Origin of the sequence: Nannocystis sp. (genome assembly GCF_016714285.1) — a bacterium.
Lineage (GTDB): Bacteria > Myxococcota_A > Polyangia > Nannocystales > Nannocystaceae > Nannocystis.
In genome coordinates, this window is the sequence record NZ_JADJNN010000016.1 from 184,688 (window position 1) to 203,458 (window position 18,771).

Annotated in this window: 12 protein-coding genes; 8 read left to right on the forward strand and 4 right to left on the reverse strand. The window is 71.8% G+C overall.

What is annotated here, in order from left to right; all coding sequences use genetic code 11:
* Positions 1 to 14 precede the first annotated feature (14 nt).
* Together IPJ59_RS25645 and IPJ59_RS25650 are read left to right on the forward strand one after the other, a co-directional pair.
* Positions 15 to 698 (forward strand): ATP-dependent DNA ligase, encoded by a 684-nt coding sequence (locus IPJ59_RS25645; protein WP_293273701.1) that lies wholly within the window; start codon positions 15 to 17, stop codon positions 696 to 698.
* Positions 686 to 1,471, forward strand: a complete 786-nt coding sequence (locus tag IPJ59_RS25650; protein WP_293273702.1) for an ATP dependent DNA ligase — start codon at positions 686 to 688, stop codon at positions 1,469 to 1,471. The genes IPJ59_RS25645 and IPJ59_RS25650 overlap by 13 nt, the downstream gene beginning before the upstream one ends.
* Before the next feature lie 128 nt (positions 1,472 to 1,599).
* Here IPJ59_RS25650 and IPJ59_RS25655 read toward each other — a convergent pair whose 3' ends face one another.
* Positions 1,600 to 2,376 carry an SDR family NAD(P)-dependent oxidoreductase gene (locus IPJ59_RS25655; RefSeq protein ID WP_293262809.1) on the reverse strand — a complete coding sequence of 259 codons (777 nt, stop codon included), beginning with the start codon at positions 2,374 to 2,376 and terminating at the stop codon, positions 1,600 to 1,602.
* Between the two features lie 35 nt (positions 2,377 to 2,411).
* Positions 2,412 to 4,028 carry a serine/threonine-protein kinase gene (locus IPJ59_RS25660; protein WP_293273703.1) on the reverse strand — a complete coding sequence of 539 codons (1,617 nt, stop codon included), beginning with the start codon at positions 4,026 to 4,028 and terminating at the stop codon, positions 2,412 to 2,414.
* Positions 4,029 to 4,160: 132 nt separating this feature from the next.
* On the opposite strand from IPJ59_RS25660, the gene IPJ59_RS25665 reads away from it, so the two are divergent.
* Both IPJ59_RS25665 and IPJ59_RS25670 read left to right on the forward strand, forming a co-directional pair.
* Entirely contained in the window at positions 4,161 to 5,009 is an 849-nt protein-coding gene (locus IPJ59_RS25665; RefSeq protein WP_293273704.1) for a hypothetical protein, read from the forward strand.
* 11 nt (positions 5,010 to 5,020) lie between these two features.
* Positions 5,021 to 6,331: a hypothetical protein gene (locus IPJ59_RS25670; RefSeq protein WP_293273705.1), complete on the forward strand. Its 1,311-nt coding sequence runs from the start codon at positions 5,021 to 5,023 to the stop codon at positions 6,329 to 6,331.
* On the opposite strand, the gene IPJ59_RS25675 is transcribed toward IPJ59_RS25670, so the two are convergent.
* Positions 6,306 to 9,374, reverse strand: coding sequence for a hypothetical protein (locus IPJ59_RS25675; RefSeq protein ID WP_293273706.1), 3,069 nt, complete (start codon positions 9,372 to 9,374; stop codon positions 6,306 to 6,308). The genes IPJ59_RS25670 and IPJ59_RS25675 overlap by 26 nt on opposite strands.
* Positions 9,375 to 9,668: 294 nt before the next feature.
* Here IPJ59_RS25675 and IPJ59_RS25680 point away from each other — a divergent pair, with 294 nt between their 5' ends.
* From IPJ59_RS25680 to IPJ59_RS25695, 4 genes are all read left to right on the forward strand, one after another.
* Entirely contained in the window at positions 9,669 to 10,577 is a 909-nt protein-coding gene (locus tag IPJ59_RS25680; protein WP_293262794.1) for a branched-chain amino acid transaminase, read from the forward strand.
* Between the two features lie 76 nt (positions 10,578 to 10,653).
* The gene (locus tag IPJ59_RS25685; protein ID WP_293273707.1) at positions 10,654 to 13,485 is read left to right on the forward strand and encodes an efflux RND transporter permease subunit; all 2,832 of its coding nucleotides are present in this window, start codon (positions 10,654 to 10,656) and stop codon (positions 13,483 to 13,485) included.
* 177 nt (positions 13,486 to 13,662) lie between these two features.
* Positions 13,663 to 14,421: an outer membrane lipoprotein-sorting protein gene (locus IPJ59_RS25690; protein ID WP_293273708.1), complete on the forward strand. Its 759-nt coding sequence runs from the start codon at positions 13,663 to 13,665 to the stop codon at positions 14,419 to 14,421.
* A gap of 193 nt (positions 14,422 to 14,614) precedes the next feature.
* The gene (locus IPJ59_RS25695; RefSeq protein ID WP_293273709.1) at positions 14,615 to 16,351 is read left to right on the forward strand and encodes a DUF1302 family protein; all 1,737 of its coding nucleotides are present in this window, start codon (positions 14,615 to 14,617) and stop codon (positions 16,349 to 16,351) included.
* Here IPJ59_RS25695 and IPJ59_RS25700 read toward each other — a convergent pair.
* Positions 16,324 to 18,771, reverse strand: coding sequence for an AAA family ATPase (locus IPJ59_RS25700; RefSeq protein WP_293273710.1), 2,448 nt, complete (start codon positions 18,769 to 18,771; stop codon positions 16,324 to 16,326). The genes IPJ59_RS25695 and IPJ59_RS25700 overlap by 28 nt on opposite strands.

Sequence of the window (18,771 nt, forward strand, 5' to 3'; positions counted from 1 at the left end):
CCGAGGACACGCACATGGCTCTCTTCTCCGTCGACAGCGCCCGTCCGCTCGGCAAGGGCAAGCACTCGCCCGCCGGCAGCATCACCGACCCCGAGCTGGCCTCGCACCTGCGCAACTACAAGCGGACGGTCGCGGGCAGCTACCGCGCGCTGGTCCAGGAGGACCTGGCGACGGCGCTGCCGCACGGGCCGCTGCTGGTGTCGCCGAAGATCGACGGCGAGCTGTGGTTCCTGGTCATGGACGGCGACGAGCTGTTCCTGAGCTCGCCGACCGGTCGCGTGGTGTCGGGTGACATCCCGGTGCTGGCCGAATTGAAGGCGGCGGCGGGGCGGGCCCGCGGGCGCACGGTGGTGGCGGGCGAGCTGTTCGCGGTCAAGCCGGCCGGGCAGGGTCGGGCGCGGGTCGGCGATCTGGCGGCGGTGATGGGCGGCGAGGACAAGGCGCAGGTCGAGCGCATGGCCTTCCACGCCTTCGACCTGCTGGTCGGCGGCGACGCCGAGGCGGCCACGCGCAGCATCGTCTACGGCGAGCGGCTCGAGGTGCTGCGGCGGCTGTTCGCGGGGGGCAAGCGGGCGCAGGCGATCCGCACCGAGGCGACCACCGCGGGGGACCGGGTGCAGGCGCTGTGGAACGAGTGGGTCGAGGGCGGCAAGGGCGAGGGTCTGGTGATCCGCGCCGAGGGCTCGTGCTCAAGGTGAAGCCGTCGATCACGATCGACGCGGCGGTGATCGGCTACACGGACAGCTCGGACGACCCCGAGGGGGTCGGCGCGCTGCTGATGGCGCTGCTGCGCGAGGACGGGCAGTTCCAGGTGATCGGCTCCTGCGGCAACATGCCGACGGAGGAGCGGCGCGCGTTCAAGAAGATGCTGGCGGGCAAGGAGATCGGGTCGAACTTCCGCTACGCCAACAGCAAGGGCGCGCTGTACCGCTTCGTCAAGCCGGAGACGGTCATCGAGTTCAAGGTGACGGACATCCAGGGCGAGGACTCGAGCGGCGACCCGATCCACCGCATGGTGTTGGAGCACGGGGCGAAGGGGTGGACGACGGTCCGCGAGATGCCCGGCGCGAGCATCCTGCACCCGGTGTTCGTGCGCCTGCGCGACGACAAGTCGGTCAACCCGACCGACATCCGGGTGGCCCAGGTGCTCGAGCGCTGCCTGATCGACGGGCTGGCCAAGAAGGCCGAGCGGGTGGTCCTGCCGGCCAGCGCGGTGGTTCGGCGCGAGGTCTACGCCAAGGAGGCGAAGGGCCAGGTCGCGGTGCGCAAGCTGGTGCTGTGGCAGACCAACAAGGAGACGCTGGACCGCAGCTACCCGGCCTACGTGGTCCACTGGACCGACTACTCGGCCGGGCGCAAGGACCCGCTGCAGCGCGAGGTCCGGGTCGCGCCGAACCTCGCCGAGGCGCAGCGGATCGCCGACGAGATCATCGCGGAGAATATTAAAAAGGGCTGGGACCGGCAGGCCTGACGGCTGTCTGATCGGACAGTGTCTTCAGGACAGGTTCTTCGGGACAGGGCCTGGGGGACAGGGCCTGGGGGACAGGGCCTGGGGGACAGGTCGTGCAGGACAGCGGGATCGGGCTGTCCCGGGCCGTCTCAGGCTGTCTCGCCGCCGTCGATCGCCAGGGCCTGGCCGGTGATGCCGTCGGCGGCGCGGCTGGCGAGGTAGGCGACCAGGGCGGCGACCTCCTCGGGGCTGCGCAGGCGCTGCTGCGGCGAGAAGCGGGCCAGGGTGGCGCGGGCCTCGTCGGCGCTGCGACCGGTGGCGGCCTGGATGTTCTCGCTGGCGCGCGCGACGATGTCGGTGTCGGTGAAGCCGGGGCAGACGGCGTTGACGGTGACGCGCTTGCTGGCGAGCTCGACCGCGAGGGCGCGGGTGAGGCCGACGAGGCCGGCCTTGCTGGCGGTGTAGGCCGCGGTGTAGGCGTAGCCCTTGAGCGCGGCGGTCGAGGCGATGTTGATGACGCGACCCCAGCCGACGCGCACCATGCCCGGGACGAGCGCGCGGGTGAGGGCGAAGGGGGCGCCGAGGTTCAGGGCCATGAGGGCGGCCCAGTGCTCGTCGTCGGTGCGGGCGAGTGGGGCGGAGTGGGCGGCGCCGGCGTTGTTGACGAGGACCTGCACGGGGGCGCCGAGCTGGTCGCAGAGGCTGGCGAGTTCGCCGAGGAAGCGGTCGCGGTCGGCGGGGTCGGCGAGCTCGCAGGGCAGGGCGTTGACCGGTCCGCGGGCGAGTGGGCGGAGCTCGTCGACGAGGACGTCGAGGGCCCGGCGGTCGCGGCCGCCGAGGACGAGGGCGTGCTCGGGGGCGAGGGCGTGGGCGATGGCGCGGCCGATGCCGCGGCTGGCCCCGGTGATGAGCGCGAGGGGTCGCATGTCGGGCCAGTGTAGCGGCTGGCCGCTGGCCGCGACTAGCCGCCGAGCGGCATGAGGTCGGGAGATCCGGGATCGACCCTCTTGGTCGGCGGGGTGACGGCCTTGGTCGGCGCGCTGGTGTCCTTCTTGCGCGGGCGCTGCGTCGCGGGTTGCGGCGCGCGGCGCTGCAGCGCGTCGGCGCGGTCGAGCTCCTGGTCGTGGTCGGGCACGAGCTGCAGGGCGAGCTCGTCGTAGCCGTCGGCGCGCAGGGTGAGGGCGATTTGCGTGGCGCCCTGCGGCACGCGGACGCCTGCGGGGTCGCTGGTGCTGCCGATGCGTCGGCCCTGGGTGTCGAAGATCTCGGCCGCGACCGCGCCGGTGCGGATCTTCAGGCTGACCTCGGGGACAGGTTGCAGCGGGAGCAGCTCGGGGCTGGCCTTGGTGGGCGCCGGCTCGAGCGGGAGCAGCTCGGGGTTGGCGGCGACCCTGGCCGCGCGGGCGGCTCGCTTGGGGTGGTCGGCGGCGGCCGGGGCGTCGTCGGCGATCACGAGGACGGTGGTCACGACGCCGGCGGCGGCGACGGCCGCGAGCAGCGGTGCGAGCCAGCGGCGGCGCGGCGCGGGCGGTGCCTCGCCGCGGAAGCCGACGGCCTGCCCGGCGGCGAGCGGGCGCGGCAGCTTCTCGACGACGACGGTGACCGGGGCGGCGCCAGTGCCGGTCGCGCTGGCGGCGGCGGCGAACTCGGTCATCGACTGGAAGCGCAGCGCGGGGTCCTTCTGCAGCGCCTTGAGGATGATCGCCTCGACCTCGGGGGCGATGTTTAACTTGGGGTCGACGCTGCTCGGGCGCGGCGGGGGCTCGAACATCTGCTTGTTGAGCAGGCCCATGAAGGTGTCGGCGTGGAAGGGTCGATCGCCGGTGAGCAGCTCGAAGAGGATCACGCCGGTGGCGTAGATGTCGACGCGGTGGTCGTGCGGCACGCCCTGGGCCTGTTCCGGGGACATGTAGTCGGGCGTGCCGAAGATCATGCCGGTGCGCGTGAGCTGCTTGCCGCCGTCGGCCTCATCGGTGAGCACCTTGGCGATGCCGAAGTCGAGGATCTTGATCGTGTCGCCGTCGCCCGAGCGCGCGAGGCGGTAGCAATTCTCGGGCTTGATGTCGCGGTGGTAGATGCCGCGATCGTGGGCGGCCTGCAGGGCGGCGCACAGCTGGAGCAGCATCGGCCGCACGCGGGTCCACGGCAGCGGGCCCTCGCGGGTCAGCAGGTGCGCGAGGTCCTCGCCCTGCAGGTACTCCATCACGAAGAAGGCGGCGCCGTCCGGGGTGGTGCCAAAGTCGTGGATCTCGATCACGTGATCGGACTCGATCATCGCGGCGGCCCGGGCCTCGCGGAGGAAGCGTTCGGAGAGCTCGGGGCGGTGCAGGTAGGCGTCGCCGAGCACCTTGACGGCGACCTTCTTGCCGATCGAGCAGTGCTCGGCGAGGTAGACCGAGCCCATGCCGCCCTCGCCGAGCTTGCGCAGCACCCGGTAGGTGTCCTTGAGCAGCGTGCCGATCCGCGGGTCCTCGCCGCTCCCGCTCGGCGCGGGCCGAGGCAGCGGCGCGTCACCGCGGGCGAGCAAGGTCTCGCCCGCGCTCACCGGACTCACGCTGGCGCGCTGGGTCTGTGTCATCGCCGCGGAGCAGTGTCGCATCAATACGCGGGCGTCACGAGTAGCGCTGGGTCAGCGCACTTCCACGCATGGCGCATTCGCCCGCGGTCGCTCGGCTTGTCGCTGTGCATGGCTCGGTGATACATCCAGGGCGTGCTGCGTGTGCATGGGTCGCGAGCGTCGAGCTTCGGCGTGCTGCTGTGGGCGCTGGCAGGGCCGGTGGCAGCGCAGGCCCAGACGCCCGCGGAGTCGGTCAGCGCGGCCGAAGGTGATGTCCAGGCCGACGGACAGCGGCTGTTCGACGAGGCGTCGGCGGCCTACAACCTCGGCAAATTCGCCGACGCGATCGCCAAGTTCGAGGCCGCGTACGCGCTGCTGAAGGCGCCGTCGTTGCTCTACAACCTCGGGCAGGCGCACGCGAAGGCCTACGAGATCGACCAGGACCTCGCCCATCTGCGGCAGGCGCGGGTGCTGTTCACCAACTTCATCAAGATCCGTGAGAGCACCGGCGAGGCGACCGGCGACGCCAAGGAGCGCGTGGCGGAGATCGAGGCCGAGATCGCGGCGAAGGAGCAGGCGGCGGCCGCTGTGCCACGGCCGGCCCTGGTGGCGCCAGCGCCAGCGCCAGCGCCGACGCCGACGCCGACGCCGACGCGTCGACGGCCGCCGGGAGCCCTGACCTACGCGGGCGCCGGTGTGCTCGTGGGCGGGCTGCTCGCGGGCGCCGGCCTGGCAGCGACGGGCTTCGTCAGCCGTGGCCGCCTCGTCGACCAGGCGGCAGCGGAGGGCACGCTGGTGCCGCTGTCGTCGGTTCGCGCCGACGAGTACGCGGCCCACGAGGGCCAGGCCGCGGCGATGGCCTACGCGGGGATCGGGGTCGGCGCGGCGCTGGTGGTCACGGGTGCGGCGCTGTTGATCGTCGACCACGTGCGTCGGGGAAAGCCCGCGGCTGCGGGCAAGCGGGCGCGCTTCACGGGGGCCGGGATGGCGGTGAACTTCTGATGCGGGCCGCGATGCGTGGATCGGTCGTGGCGATCGCGTGCGTGCTGGTGGCGCAGTCCGGTTGCTTCGCGGTCGAGCCCGTCGGGCCCTGCGTCGACAGCACCGGGCTGTTCGAGGCGGGGCAGGTGTGCCTGGTGCCCGGGCTCGACCTGGCGCTGCCGGGTGCGCCGTGGCAGCTGCGGCGCGCCGTGTTCGACAAGGACGGCGTCGACGACCTCGCGGTCGGGCTGGCCAGCGGCGACGGGCGCACGGTGTACGCGGCGACCGAGCTCGCTGGCGCGGGCAAGCTGACGCAGGTGGCGAGTCCAGCGGTGATCCAGGACTTCGTGCCGTCGTTCGTGTATGGCGACCCGACCGGCGTGCAAGATCTGGCGACGCTGATCGAGACCGACGACCTGATCAACGGCGGCAAGCTGACGGTGCACACCTGCGGCGATGATGTCTTCGCGTCCGGCGAGAGCGTGAGCTTCGACCTCCGGGGCAAGACGCTCAGCTTGCCCTGCATCAGGCCCGTGTCGCTCGCGGCGGTGGGGGACGGCGTCGCGGCCGACATCGGCTGGGGCATCGCCTGCGACTCGATGCCGGCGCCGGACAAGTCGCCGGTCGAGCCGGCCGACATCGGCTTCTTCCTGAGCCCGGCGATCGACAAGAGCGGCAGCTTCGAGGCCTACGGCGACCCGCGCTACTCGAGCACGCACGCGGTGGTGGCCGCGCGGCTCAACGACGGCGCGTTCCTGGATATCGGCTTCGCGGCGGTGCCTTCGTCGGGCAACAGCGACGTCATCGCGCTCACCTACGACAACGACGACGTCGCGCGGCCGAGCGAGTCGGTGGTGATGCCGGGGCAGGGGCTCATCTCGCGGCTCTACGCGGCCGACCTCGACGGCGACGGGGTCGAGGAGTTTGTCGCGCTGCACCGCAAGGGCGACGTGATCACGATCTCGCGGCGGACCCAGAAGGACCCGCCGACCTACGCGCCGCTGGACCAGGAGCTCTACGCCGGGATCTTCGCGGTGCCGAGCCCGCTCGCGGCGGCCTTCGGCGACTTCACGGGCGACGGCGAGGTCGACATCGCGGTCGCCTTCGACAACGAGGACGGCACGACCAGCGTCGGCGTGTACATTCGCTGGCCCGACCAGGACCCGGGCGTGTTCTTCTCCAGCCTCGGGGCGCTGCGGACTTACACGGACGGCGAGGCTGTGGTCGACCTGATGGCGCTGACGCTCGACGACGACGACAAGCCCGACCTCGCGGTGGCGCTGGCGACCGCGAGCGGCGGGCGCCTGCAGGTGTTCCTCAATCGTTCGCCGAGCTCGGGCTGAGCTCGCTGGCGGCGACGACGTGGCGGTCGAAGATCGCCAGGTCGCGCAGCTGCACCTGCGCGTGCTCGTCGGCGGCGATCAGGATGAGGCCGAGCTGGGGCACGGCGCTGCGCGGCCGCCACGGCAGCGGCGCCGACTGCCAGGCGCCCGGGTGGTGATCAGGCGGGTCGATCTCACCGATCTGCTGCGTGTCGTCCCACACCTGCACGCGCGCGTCGGGCCCGAGCTCGATGTCGCGGAGGTTGACCACGAGGTCGTGCGGATCTCGGCTGTCCCCGGGGACATGTGAGCGGGCGAAGTCGAGGCGTTGACCGGCGCGTAGAGGGAGCGTGAGGCCGCCGCCGACCGGGGCGGGCAGGGTTCCGGGGCGCGCCCGCGAGAGCGAGCGACCGGCGACCCAGCGGATCGCGGTGACCGGGTGGCCGAGGTCGGTCGCGGGCGCGAAGGTGCGGGCCCACGCGGCCGAGGGTCGGGTGAAGCCAGCGCTGTCGGGCGGGAGCAGGCGCAGCTCCGCGAGGCTGCCGTGCGGACAGGGGCGATCGGGGCGGGGCTTGTCGCTGCCGCGGACGGCGATCCGTCGCGGGATCTTGGCCAGGACGAAGGGGCCGAGGGTGTCGCGCGAGGCGGCGCCCGGGGCCGGACGTAGGTCGAGCGCCGCGCCGTCGACGGCGATCTTCCAGCGCTCGCCGGCGGCGCCACCTGTCCCTGCGACCATGACCAGAGAGACAGGTCCCTGGAGGCCGCGGGGCGGGGTGAGCACGAGCGGGCGCTCGGGGTCGAGGCACAGCTGTCCGCTGCTCCACGTGGCGCCGGCGAGGCGCAGGCCGAGCGGGCCGCGGAGTTCGCCGTCGACGAAGCGCCACGCGTGGACCTGGGCCAGCAGGGCGGGGTCGACGTCGACCGCGAACAGGGCCATGCGCAGGTCGGCGCGGGTGACCCGGGTCGGCAGCTCGCCCTCGACGGGGGTGAGGCGGTCGAGGAAGAGCTCGACGAGGGCGACGGGGCGGGCGACGAAGGGGGCCGGGAGGCGATCGTCGATCGCGGCGACGGGGGCGAGCGGGCGGCCCTGCTCGTCGCGCGGGGTGCGGCTGTGGCTGGCTTCGTTGAGCAGGAGGAACACCTGCGGCGCGGGCCGGTCGCGCGCGGTCGGGCCGGCGATCAGCAGCTCGTGCAGGGTCGCGTAGGTGGCCTCTTGCGAGCGGTAGGGCAGCACGGTGCGGCCGCGGCCGATCGCCAGGGCGCCGCCGATCTGGTTGAAGGTGTGGGCGCTGTGCCAGCCCTCGCCGCCGGCGATGACGATCGCGTCGGCGGGGATCTCAGCGGCGAGGGCGTCGATCGCCCGCTCGGCGCCCGCGAACTCCTGCAGGCGCGTGACCGGGTGCGTGAGGTAGGGGGCGAGCTGGGCCGCAAGCAGGCCGAGGCCGAGGCCGCCGGTAGCGATCGCGGCGGGGCGCGGGCCTGTCCTTCGGGACATGAATGAATGGCCAGCCGCGAGGGCCAAGGCGGCGAGCAGGCAGGCGAGCGGGAGCAGCTCGGGGACGAGGTAGCGGCCGTAGTAGTAGAGCGTCGCCTGCGGGAGGTTGCGCTGGGCGTAGAGCGCGAGGGTGAAGACCGGCACGCTGGCGAGCGCGAGCAGCCAGACGGCGTGCGGGTCGGCGGCGGGGCGCGTGGCGGCGAAGCGGAGGGCGCCCGCGGCGGCCGCGAGCAGGAGGCCGGCGCCGAGCAGGGGGCCGGCGGGGTCGAGGCGGCTGTGTCCGCCGCCGAGCACGGCGAGGGTGGCGTAGAGGGCGAGGGCGAGGGCCGCGGCGAGGACGAGGGCGGCCGGCAGGCGATCGATGCGGCCGCGATAGGGTCGGAGCAGGTGGTCGCCGATCAGCCAGGCGACGGCGGACAGGGCGGCGGCGAGGCCGACGGCGGGCAGCGAGAGCGGCGCGAGGGCGCCGAGCTGACGGTGCAGCTCGTCATAAAGGTACGGGAAGCTGGTGGCGACGTGGACGGCGAGGCTGGCGACCAGCAGTCCGAAGAGACAGGTCGGCGCGACGAGGCGGCGCGGGCCGGTGCCGGGCACGAGCCAGAGGATCGCCAGCAGCAGCGGCGCGCTCAGCCAGGCGTTGCCGCGGATCCACGCGGTCGCGCCGAGCAGGAGGGCGGCGAGCGGCGTGGTGTCGCCGCCGACGCGCAGGCCTCTCGCCAGGGCGAGGGCGGCGGCCAGCAGCAGCAGGCCGGTGAGCGGCTCGGTGAGCGGCGTGCGCTGGACCCACACGGCCAGCGGCGAGCAGGCGTAGAGCCCGGCCGCGAGCAGGGCCCACGGTCCGCGCGGGAGCAGGCGTCGGCCGAGCGCCCACAGGCCGAGCACGGCGAGCAGCGCCTCGAGGTGGAGCAGCAGGGTCATGCGTTCGGGGCCGACGACGAGGCCGCTGGTCGCGAGCAGGGTCGGGTGGAGGTGGAGGAATTGCGGGACGACCTCGCCGCGCGCGCGGTCGGCGAGGTAGAAGCCGGGGCGGTAGGCGCCCTCGTAGCGGCCGGCGCGTCCGGGGCCGCCGGCGGGCGGGTAGAGCCCGAGGATGTCCCCGGGGCCAGGTCGTTCGTCGACGGCGCGACCGGCCGCGGCGAGCACGGGGTCGACGAGGCCGATCGCGCCGGTGCGCAGGGTGTGGCGGGCCCGCAGCACGTAGCTGCCCTGGTCGCGGCCGCCGAGCTCGGCGGGGATCACCGGGCTGCGCAGGGCCAGGGTTGCGAGCGCGAGCGCGGCAGCGGTGAGCCACACGCGGTGGTCGTCGGCGGGCGGCAGGCGCTCGGGCTCGCCGCTCGGAACCTGTCCCCAGGGCCAGGCGAGCACGGCGGCCGCCGTCAGCACGAACACCAGCGCCGGCGCCGAGAACCAGCCGAGCGCGGCGAGCCCGGTGGCGAGGAGGCCGACCAGCGCGAGCAGACCAGCGCCGACGATCACCAGCGCCTCGACGGTCCGCGCGGTGCCTTGCCAGCGCGCCCACCGGCGCAGCAGCGCGGCCGCGAGGGCGAGGATGGCGAGCAAGACCAGCATCGCGCGCGAGCATAGCAAGCCGGCGCGGTGCTGGTCGGGACGGGATGATCTGTCCAAAGGGACAGGTCAATTCACGGATCGTCGGGCGGCGCTCGTCGCCGTGGTGAGGCCGTGAGAACCCTCTCGGCCGCCGCGAACTCGCGGTTCGTGCTGCACACGCGACGGCGTCGCGGCGCCGCGGGCCGGCAGCGCCGTGGCGGACGAGCGAGAGGCGGCGCAGCAGGCCGTGCGGCGGCGTTCACGTGGCGGCCTCGGCTGGTCAGGCGCGGCCCTCCTCTGGCATCCTCCGCGGGCATGATCACCTACTTCGATGGCAAGTTCGTCGACGACAGCGAGGCCAAGATCAGCGTGCGCGCGCGTGCGATCAACTACGGCCTCGGCTGCTTCGGGGGCGTCCGCGGCTACCTCGCGGACGACGGCCAGCAGGTGTTCCTGTTCCGCGTCCCGGAGCACATGGCCCGCCTGCAGCACTCGGCGCGGGTCCTGTTCATGCGCCTGCCGGCGCCGCACGCCGAGCTGTGCGAGCTGGTCCGCGAGCTGCTGCGCCGCAACAGCGTCCACTTCGACGTGTACGTGCGGCCGCTGCTGCTCAACAATTCGATCAAGCTGGCGCCGGTGATGCGCGAGGAGGACAGCCTGCTCACGATCTACTGCCTGCCGCTGCAGCGCTACATCGACAAGGACGCGATCGACGTGTGCGTGTCGTCGTGGCGGCGCGCGACCGACTCGGCGATCCCGGCGCGGACCAAGCCGACCGGGCTCTACCTCAACAGCGCGCTGGCTCGCCGCGAGGCGCACGACAACGGCTTCGACGAGGCGATCTTCCTGACCGAGTACGGCAAGGTCTCGGAGGGCAGCGCGGAGCACGTGTTCATCGTCCGCGACGGCACGCTGATCAGCCCGCCGAGCACCGAGGACAACCTCGACGGCATCACCCGCCGCAGCCTGATCGCGCTCGCCACGGAGGATCTCGGGCTGCCGGTGCTGGAGCGGACGATCGGGCGCACCGAGCTCTACGTCTCCGATGAGATGTTCCTGTGCGGCACCGGGGCGGAGATCACCCCGGTCGGCTCGGTCGACCGCCGCAAGATCGGCGAGGGCGGTGTGGGGCCGATCACGGCACGTTTGCAGAAGCACTTCGCCGACGTCGTCCGCGGCCGCGTCCCGGAGCGCACAAGCTGGCTCACCCCCGTGTGGCCCTGAGCTGGCCCTGAGCTTGGGCCTGAGCTTGGCCCCGAGTTTGTGGACTTGAGCCGCCGCGTCGGCCTACAACGGCAGCATGCGTGACCACGTCGTCGTCCGCGCGCGCTGGGCCATCCTCGCGGCTCTGGTGGCGCTGTGCGCCTGGATCCTCCCGGGGGCGCTGCACGTCCGCGAAGACAACGACGTCCTCGCCTTCTTGCCCGGCGATCACCCCGAGGTGGTCAGCTTCCGCGAGATCGCCGATCGCTTCGGCGTCCTGGAGATCGCGCTGGTCGGGCTCCATCCTGCGGACGGCGACATGCTCTCGCTGGCCCGGGTCGACGAGGTGCGCGAGCTGTCGCGGGTGATCGGCGAGCTGCCGGGCGTGCGCATGGTGCTGTCGTTCACCGACCTGCCCGACCCGAAGGTCACGGAGGAGGGGCTCGAGGTCGCGGCGCTGGTGCCCCCAGACCTGCGCGACGAGGCGAAGATCCGCGAGAAGGTGCTCGCCTCGACCGACGCGGTCGGCAACCTGATCTCCCGCGACGGCAAGGCCTCGGCGCTGCTGGTGTTCCTGCTGCCGCAGGCGCACGGCGACGGCGAGGGCCCCGGCCGCAGCCACACGCTGCAGCAGATCCGCGACGTCGTCGCCGCCGGCTGGCAGGGCGAGAGCCACGTCGGCGGCGGCCCCTTCGTCGAGGACGCCGCGGCCCGCTCGAGCCGCAGCGACGTGAACCGACTGTCGCCGATCGTGATCGGCGTGCTCGTGCTGGTGTCGGCGCTGCTGCTCGGGAGCGTCACCGCGGCCGGGTTGAACCTCATCCTCACGGGTCTCGGCGTCGGCCTGGTGATGGGCGCGCACGGGCGCTTCGGCGAGCCGCTGACGATCGTCAGCAGCTCGCTGCCGGTGATGATGGTCGCGCTCGGCGGGGCCTTCGGCGTCCACATCCTGGCCGGCTACCAGCGCCAGCAGGGCAGCAGCCGCGAGCGCGCCAACGCCACCTTGCGCGAGCTGTGGCTGCCGGTGGTGCTGAGCGGGGTGACCACGGCGGTGGCCTTCTTCGCGCTGGTCGTGATGCCGCAGGTGCCGATGCAGCGATTCGGCGTGATCGCGGGGACGGGCGTGCTGCTGTTGCTGTTGCTCGCGCTCGGGGTGCTGCCGGCCCTGCTCGCGGTGCTGCCGGAGAACCTGCTCAAGCCGCGGACCGAGCGGGCGATGCCGATGCGCGGGCGGCCGCCGCTGTGGCTGATGGCGATCCTCGCGGTGGGCGGGGCAGCCGGGGCCACGCAGCTGCGTGCCGACCCCGACATGACGGCGGTGTTCTCCGCGGAGAGCGAGCCGATTCAGTCGAACAATTTCTTCAACGCGCACTTCGGCGGCAGCACCTTCCTGCAGGTCGCGGTCGAGGTGAGCCACGCGGCCCCGGACCCCGAGAACCCGGACCGCAAGGGCCTGGCCGAGCCGACCGTGCTGCGAGAGATCCGCGACCTCGGCGAGCGCATCAAGGCGGTCCCTGGGGTCGTCGATGTCCGCTCGGTGGTCGAGCCAGTGATGCTGCTCAATGAGGCGCTGGGCGGGCGGCGGGGCATCCCCGAGACGCCGGGGCGGGCCGGTCGCGTGCTCACGTACTTGCAGGGGCACCCCGCGGTCGCGCAGCTGATGACCGCCGACGGCGGCGGCGCGCTGATCCACATCAAGCTCGCGCCGATGTCGGGCGCCGAGCAGCTGCGGGTGGCGGCGGAGGTGCGAACGCTGCTTGAGCGGCACGCAAGCGGGCAGATGCGCGTGGTGAAGACCCGCGGTCCAGAGGCCAGCCAGGCCGCCCACGCGCAGCAGATCGCGGAGGTCGGCGAGCACCTCACGCGCCTGACCGGGAGGCCGGTCGATGCCCAGGCGCTGACCGGCGCCGCGGCGAAGGAACCGTCGCCCGCGCTGCTGGCCGCGGTGGCCCAGGTCCGCGATCGGGCGCTCGACTCGGAGGACAGTCCGGTCGAGGGCGTGCCCCGCAGCGAGATCGACGCGATCGATCCGGCGAGCTTGATCGTTCCACGCGGCCCGGCGCTCGAGGCCCTGCTGCGCGAGAAGCTGCCGACGCTGGCGGCCAAGGACGCCGAGGGCGTCGGTTTCGTCGCCAAGCACCTCGGACCCTGGATCGACGAGGTGCTCGAGAAGTTCGTCGTCGAGGGTCGCTGTGCGGCGCTCGGCCTGTCTGACGCGAAGGCCTGCGCCCCGATCGAGTCGAGCCTGTCCGAGCTCGACGACGACGAGTGGCGCATGGCTACCGGGGAGGGCCGCGCGCTCAACCTGCAGACGCGGCTCACCGGACAGCCGGTGATCGGTGCGGCCTTCGCCGAGTCGGAGACGCGCAGCCTGTTCGAGTCGACGCTGGTGTCGGTGATCGGTCTGGCGTTGACCTTGCTGGTGGCCCGTCAGCTGCGGGCCCTGATCCCCGCCCTGTGGACGCTGTGCGTGACGATGGGCCTGCTCGCGCTGCTCGGTCTGCCGATCAGCGTCGGCACCAGCATGATCTCCTGCATCGCGATCGGCGCTGGCGTCGACTTTGCCATCCACCTGGGCTTTCGTGCCCGCAGCTTCAGTGGCCCGGATCGCGGGCAGCGGGCGGTCGACGAGATCGGCGTGGTCACGCTGATCTCGGCGCTGCAGCTGGCTTGCGCGTTCGCCGTGCTGTTGGCCTCGGAGCTGGCACCGCTGCGAGATTCGGGATCGGCCTGGCGATCGGTCTGGTGGGTGCGGCCCTCGGCGCGTGCTGGCTGGTCCCGTGGCTTTATCGCGGACGCCCCGCGTAGATTCGCGGCACGTGCAACGAGTTGCGGCGTGCAGATCCTTGCGCGGGAGGCCCCCGGTGGCTCCCTGGCGACGATCTGTGCGTTTCAGGGGTGTCCGCTCGCGGCCATTGTCCCAGTGTGACGCGGATCACCAAATGGCGTAAGCGGGCGAATTGGGGCCATTTGTGGCCTTTCACGCCCAGTGCATGCGACGGGAGGAGACTCGGCAGCGGCCAGAATAGGCGACCGACATGCCCGTCCAAGGGCCCCGGCGCGTACCTGCGCCGCCGCTGAGATATAGTTCAGGAGCTCGACTGCCATGAAGCCGATTTCATTCCTCCTCGCCACGATCCTCGCCACTTCGGGCGTCATGCTCGTCCCCTCGCAGCCGGCCGAGGCCGCTGTCACGGGGGCCGACGTGCTGGCCAAGCTTGACACCCTCGCGGTGCGCTTCCCGGACCAGACCTACAAGGCGACGATGGAGATCTACAAGGGCGGCAACCTGCGGACCACGATGGTCTTCGGGATGTGGATGAAGAACCTCGAGAAGCAGTTCATCCACTTCACCGCCCCGGGCGACGTCGCCGGCATGAAGATCTTGATGGAGGACCGCGAGACGATCTACATGTACAGCCCGGAGTTTCAGAAGGTCCGGCGCATCGCGGCCCACATGCAGAACCAGGGCTTCCTCGGCAGCGAGTTCACCCCCGAGGACATGGTGATGGCCAAGCTGTCGCCGAGCTTCGACGCCGAGCTGGTCGGCAAGGAGGGCAGCGAGACCAAGCTGGTGCTCAAGCCCAAGACCGGGGTGTCGCTGTCCTATTCGAAGCTCGAGATCTTCATCGACTCGACCGTCAACGGGGTGACCCGCATCCACTACTTCGATAGCACCGGCACGCACGTACGGACCCAGACACGCGAGGAATGGCGGCCCTTCGAGGACATCAAGATCCCCACGCAGGTCCGGATGAAGAACCTCAAGACGGGTGACGAGACGGTCATCAAGCTGTCAGAGATCGACGTGAAGACCCCGATCGCCGACGATCTGTACTCGCGTCGGACGCTGATGCGCGGGTAGACTCCCTCGCGTGCTCTGGCCCTGCGTAGCACTCCTCCCTCCGTTCGCCCTGTGGGCGCAGGCTCCCGCGCCTGCGCCCAGGCCGTATGTGGGCCCCGGCATCGTCGAGGCCCAGCCGGTCGCGCCACAGCCCGCGGACCAATCGTCACGCCCGCCGCGGGCAGGGCCGCCACCGGTCGCCTCGGACCTGTCGATGGACGACGTGTTCGGCGGCCCGGCAGCGCCCGCCGAGGGCCCGGATACCGCGCCCGCGCCCGCGGTCAACACAGCGGCGGCTGGCACTGGCGGCGACAAGAAGCCCGGTGAGCTGGGTATGGACGACGTGTTTGGCGGGCCCACGGCCGACCCGCCGCAGAAAATGTTGCCGCGCGAGGCTGCGAACCCCACGATCTCGCCGACCAAGGGTCTGATCGATGCGGAGAACCCCGGCGCGGACAAGGGTGGGTCCGCGCCGACCTCCAGCTACAACGGCAAGCTCAAGACCCGCTTCCGCCTGCTCAGCAGCCTCTACTACGACGTCGACCGCGCCAACCCGCGACGGATCAGCCGCAACGAGAACCGGCTCGAGCTCTACGTCGCGTACACGCCGAACAAGCACGTGCAGATCGTCGCCGACGCCGAGCCGGTGTTGATGGGCGTCAACCAGTCGCGTGAGCTCGATGACCTCGCCTCGCAGGTGTACATCCAGCGCTTTCACATGGAGAGCGACGCGGCCTACGTCGCGCTCACCGACCTCGCCCCCGGCCTCGACATCAAGGTCGGGCGCCAGATCGTCGTCTGGGGCACCGCCGACAAGTTCAACCCGACCAACAACATCAACGCCGACGACGTCGAGGACCGCCCGCTGTTCACCGAGCCGATCGCCAACCAGATGGCGGTCATCGACTACGCGCCGCTCGGCGACAAGCTGTACCTGCAGGGCGTGTACGTGCCGCTGTTCTTCCCGGCCCTGCTGCCGCCCTCGGCCGCGTACGGCCTGAAGGACCCCTTCGCCGAGGTGCCCTTCGCCAATCAGACGGAGAAGGACAAGATGTCCTATCTGCAGGAGACCTACCTGCCGGCCAACCCGAAATTCACCCCGGACGTCTACGGCCACGTGGTGCCGCCGGAGAACGCGTTCAAGAACGGGCAGTTCGCGTTCAAGCTCGGCTCGCAGCTCGGCTCGGTCGATCTGTCGGCCTCGTACTACTACGGGCGCCACGACTTCCCGCTGCCGCGGCTGTCGCAGACGACGATGACGAACCCGGTGAGCGCGGACTACCCCGCGGACAAGCAGGTGGGCTGCTGCTTCCGTTCGGACGTCGATCTCATCTACCCGAAGATGCAGGTGATCGGCCTCGACTTTGCGACCCAGCTGCCATTCCTCGGCAACATGGGGCTGTGGGGCGAGGGGGCGCTGATCATCCCCAAGCAGCACAGCTTCACCTTCGACATCCCCGTGCCTGGCGGCATCGACGTCACCCCTGACAATGGCGTGGAGGACCGCGAGACCGAGGTCACCGGCATCACCGTGAAGGCTCAGCCCTTCATCAAGGCCACCGCGGGCCTCGACTACACCTTCGGCAAGCACGTGTACGTGCAGGCGCAGTACCTGCGCGGCTTCATCAACGAGTTCGGCGCCGGGCACATGGGCAACTACCTGGTCGGTGGCGGTGATCTGATCTTCTTCGGGCGCAAGCTGGTGTTCCGCGTGTTCGGCCTGGTCGACTTCCCGAGCAACAACCCGAGCAAGCTGCGCAACGCCGAGGGCACGCTGATCCGCGGCGGTCCCTCCGGAGTGCTCGCGCCGGCGCTGCTGTTCGCGCCGCCGTGGGGCTACGTGAACTTCGAGCTCGGCGGCTTCGCGCTGTTCGGCGCCAACAAGACCTACTTCGGCCAGTCGGCGGCGGGCTCGTCGATCGCCTACTTCAAGGTCATCGGCTCGTTCTGAGCCAGGCGCCGCAGGCGGGCCAGCCTGCGCTCGATGCGGCCGTAGACGGTCTGGGCGCCGAAGCGGAAGTTGGGCACTTCGTCATCGGCCACGTCGGGGCTCTCTTGCCCGGCGGGCTGGCCGAGCAGCAGCTCGACGCCCTCCTCGACCGTGGAGATCGGCCAGATGAAGAAGCGGCCGGCCTCCATCGCCGCGAGCACGTCCTCGCGCAGCACGAGGTTGCGGACGTTGCTCTCGGGGATGATGACGCCCTGCGAGCCGCTGAGGCCGTGGTCGCTGCACACGTCGAAGAAGCCCTCGACCTTCTCGTTGACGCCGCCGACCGGGAGCACGCGGCCGCGCTGATCGACGCTGCCAGTGACGCCGATGTCCTGACGCGCGGGCAGGCGCGCGAGGCTCGAGAGCAGCGCGAAGAGCTCGGCCGTGGAGGCGCTGTCGCCCTCGATCGGCAGGTAGGTCTGCTCGAACACCACCGAGGCGTCGAAGCCGAGGCGGTAGTCGCGGGCGAAGCGGTCGTGCAGGTAGCCGGCGAGGATCAGCACGCCCTTGCTGTGGATCGGGCCCGACATCTCGACCTCGCGCTCGATGTTTAGCGGGCCCTGCTCGCCGGCGTAGGTGACGGCGGTGACGCGGCAGGGGCGACCCACCGACTGGAAGCCGTCGGAGACCACGGCGAGGCCGTTGATCTGGCCGATGTGGGCGCCGCTCAGCTCGACGCGGATCTGGCCGTAGCGGTGCATGTCGAGCAGGCGGTCGCGCAGCTGGCCCTGGCGGTCGCGCATCAGCTTGACGGCGGCCTTGAGGTGCTCGTCGGTCAGCTCCTCGCTGCCGAGCGCGAGCGAGGTGGCCTCGGTGATGAGGTCGCTGAGGAGGCCGAGGTTGGTGGTGAGTCGGTTCTGGTCCTCGGCCAGGCGCGCGCCGTAGTGCATGAGGAAGGCGACGGCGCTGCGCGAGCAGCGGGGCAGGCCGCGGTTGGCCGCGAGCCAGGAGGTGACGCCGGGATAGACCGTCAGCCCCTCCTCGATCGACATGTCGTCGGCGAAGTCGGCGCGGATCTTGAAGAGGCGGCCGAACTCGGGGTCGAGCTCCTGCAGCTGGATGATGAGGTCGGGGTCGGCGACGAGGACGACCTTGACGTCGAGCGGGGCCGGCTGCACGCGCAGCAGCGGCGGGCCCTCGGTGTCCTCGTAGGGTTGGATCGATCGCGCGAGCAGGCAGGCCTTGAGGTGCTCGTAGACCCGCTCGCGCTTGACCAGGGCCTCCGCGTCGAGGATGAGAAAGCCGCCGTTGGCGCGGTGGATGTCGCCGGCGAGGATCGTGCCGGGCTCGGGGTAGCGGCCCTCGCCGGAGCCGGCGACCACGCGCCCGAACAGGCCGGACAGCGTGACGTTCTGGGCGTGGACGATCGGCGCCGGCTCGCCCTCGCTGTTGGTGATCAGCAGGGTGGGGATCACGAGGCCCGCGGGCAGCGGCGCGGCGGTCAGCGGGAGGTGGTGGCCTTCCTCGAGGTGGTAGATCTCGCGGAGGTGGGCGTGCAGGTCGGCGATGAACTGCTGCAGCTGCGCGGTCGCCAGGACGCGCGTCGGGATCGCCGCGAAGCTGGCCTCAATGTCGCGGCGCAGGGCCTCGCGCTGGCGGTGCAGGAGGTTGGCGTTGCTCTCGGCCTCGAGCAGGGCGAGCTGGCGCTGGGTCTCCTCGACGTGCGGACGCAGGGCCTCGATCGCGTCGAGGTACTGGCGACTGATGCCGCCGGCGCGCTCATCGTCCTCGATCTCGGTGGCTGACCCGGCGGCGTCGGCCGGGTCGTCGGCCGGGTGGTCATCGCCCTGACGATCGGCCTCCTCGTCGGCCTGGTCGTCGAGCGGCACGAAGTCGAAGCCGTCGTCGTTGGCGACCAGACCCATGCCGTGGGTGGCGGCGATCTTGCCGAGCGCGTCGTGCAGCTTGCGTTCGGCGGCGCTCTGCTCGCGATGGACCTCGAGCTGCAGGCGGCTGCGCACGCGGCCCTCGAAGACCTCGTGGATCGCGGACTCGAGGCGGGCGTGGAGCTCGGTCATCGCCCGCACGAAGGCTGGACCTGTCCCGGGGGCCAGGAACGCCGGGACAGGTTCGAGCGGCCAGCGCGGGTTGGTCAGGAGGACCAGGTCGCGCGGGGCGGGGCGCCGGCCGGCCTCGGCGCGGGCCAGGGCGATCGCGGTGAAGGTGCGCCCCGTGCCGCGTTTGCCGACGACGGCGACGTTGAAGCCGGGGGCGCGTTCGGCGAGGCCGCGGCGCAGCGCCTCGACGGCGCGGCCCTGCGGGGCGATGCGCGCGCTGAGTTCACGCTCGGCGGAGGCCTGGATGAGGGCGGCCTCCGGGATGTCCTGGGCGCGTACCTGGGTGGTGCAGCGGTCCGCGTCGAGCGGGGTGCGTACGGCCAT

Excerpts from the sequence above, each read along its gene's own strand:
- IPJ59_RS25675 (WP_293273706.1), bottom strand. The coding sequence starts at position 9,374 with ATGCTGGTCTTGCTCGCCATCCTCGCCCTCGCGGCCGCGCTGCTGCGC.
- IPJ59_RS25680 (WP_293262794.1), top strand. The coding sequence starts at position 9,669 with ATGATCACCTACTTCGATGGCAAGTTCGTCGACGACAGCGAGGCCAAG.
- IPJ59_RS25700 (WP_293273710.1), bottom strand. The coding sequence starts at position 18,771 with ATGGCCGTACGCACCCCGCTCGACGCGGACCGCTGCACCACCCAGGTA.
- IPJ59_RS25655 (WP_293262809.1), bottom strand. The coding sequence starts at position 2,376 with ATGCGACCCCTCGCGCTCATCACCGGGGCCAGCCGCGGCATCGGCCGC.
- IPJ59_RS25660 (WP_293273703.1), bottom strand. The coding sequence starts at position 4,028 with ATGACACAGACCCAGCGCGCCAGCGTGAGTCCGGTGAGCGCGGGCGAG.
- IPJ59_RS25645 (WP_293273701.1), top strand. The coding sequence starts at position 15 with ATGGCTCTCTTCTCCGTCGACAGCGCCCGTCCGCTCGGCAAGGGCAAG.
- IPJ59_RS25690 (WP_293273708.1), top strand. The coding sequence starts at position 13,663 with ATGAAGCCGATTTCATTCCTCCTCGCCACGATCCTCGCCACTTCGGGC.
- IPJ59_RS25670 (WP_293273705.1), top strand. The coding sequence starts at position 5,021 with ATGCGTGGATCGGTCGTGGCGATCGCGTGCGTGCTGGTGGCGCAGTCC.
- IPJ59_RS25685 (WP_293273707.1), top strand. The coding sequence starts at position 10,654 with ATGCGTGACCACGTCGTCGTCCGCGCGCGCTGGGCCATCCTCGCGGCT.
- IPJ59_RS25695 (WP_293273709.1), top strand. The coding sequence starts at position 14,615 with ATGGACGACGTGTTCGGCGGCCCGGCAGCGCCCGCCGAGGGCCCGGAT.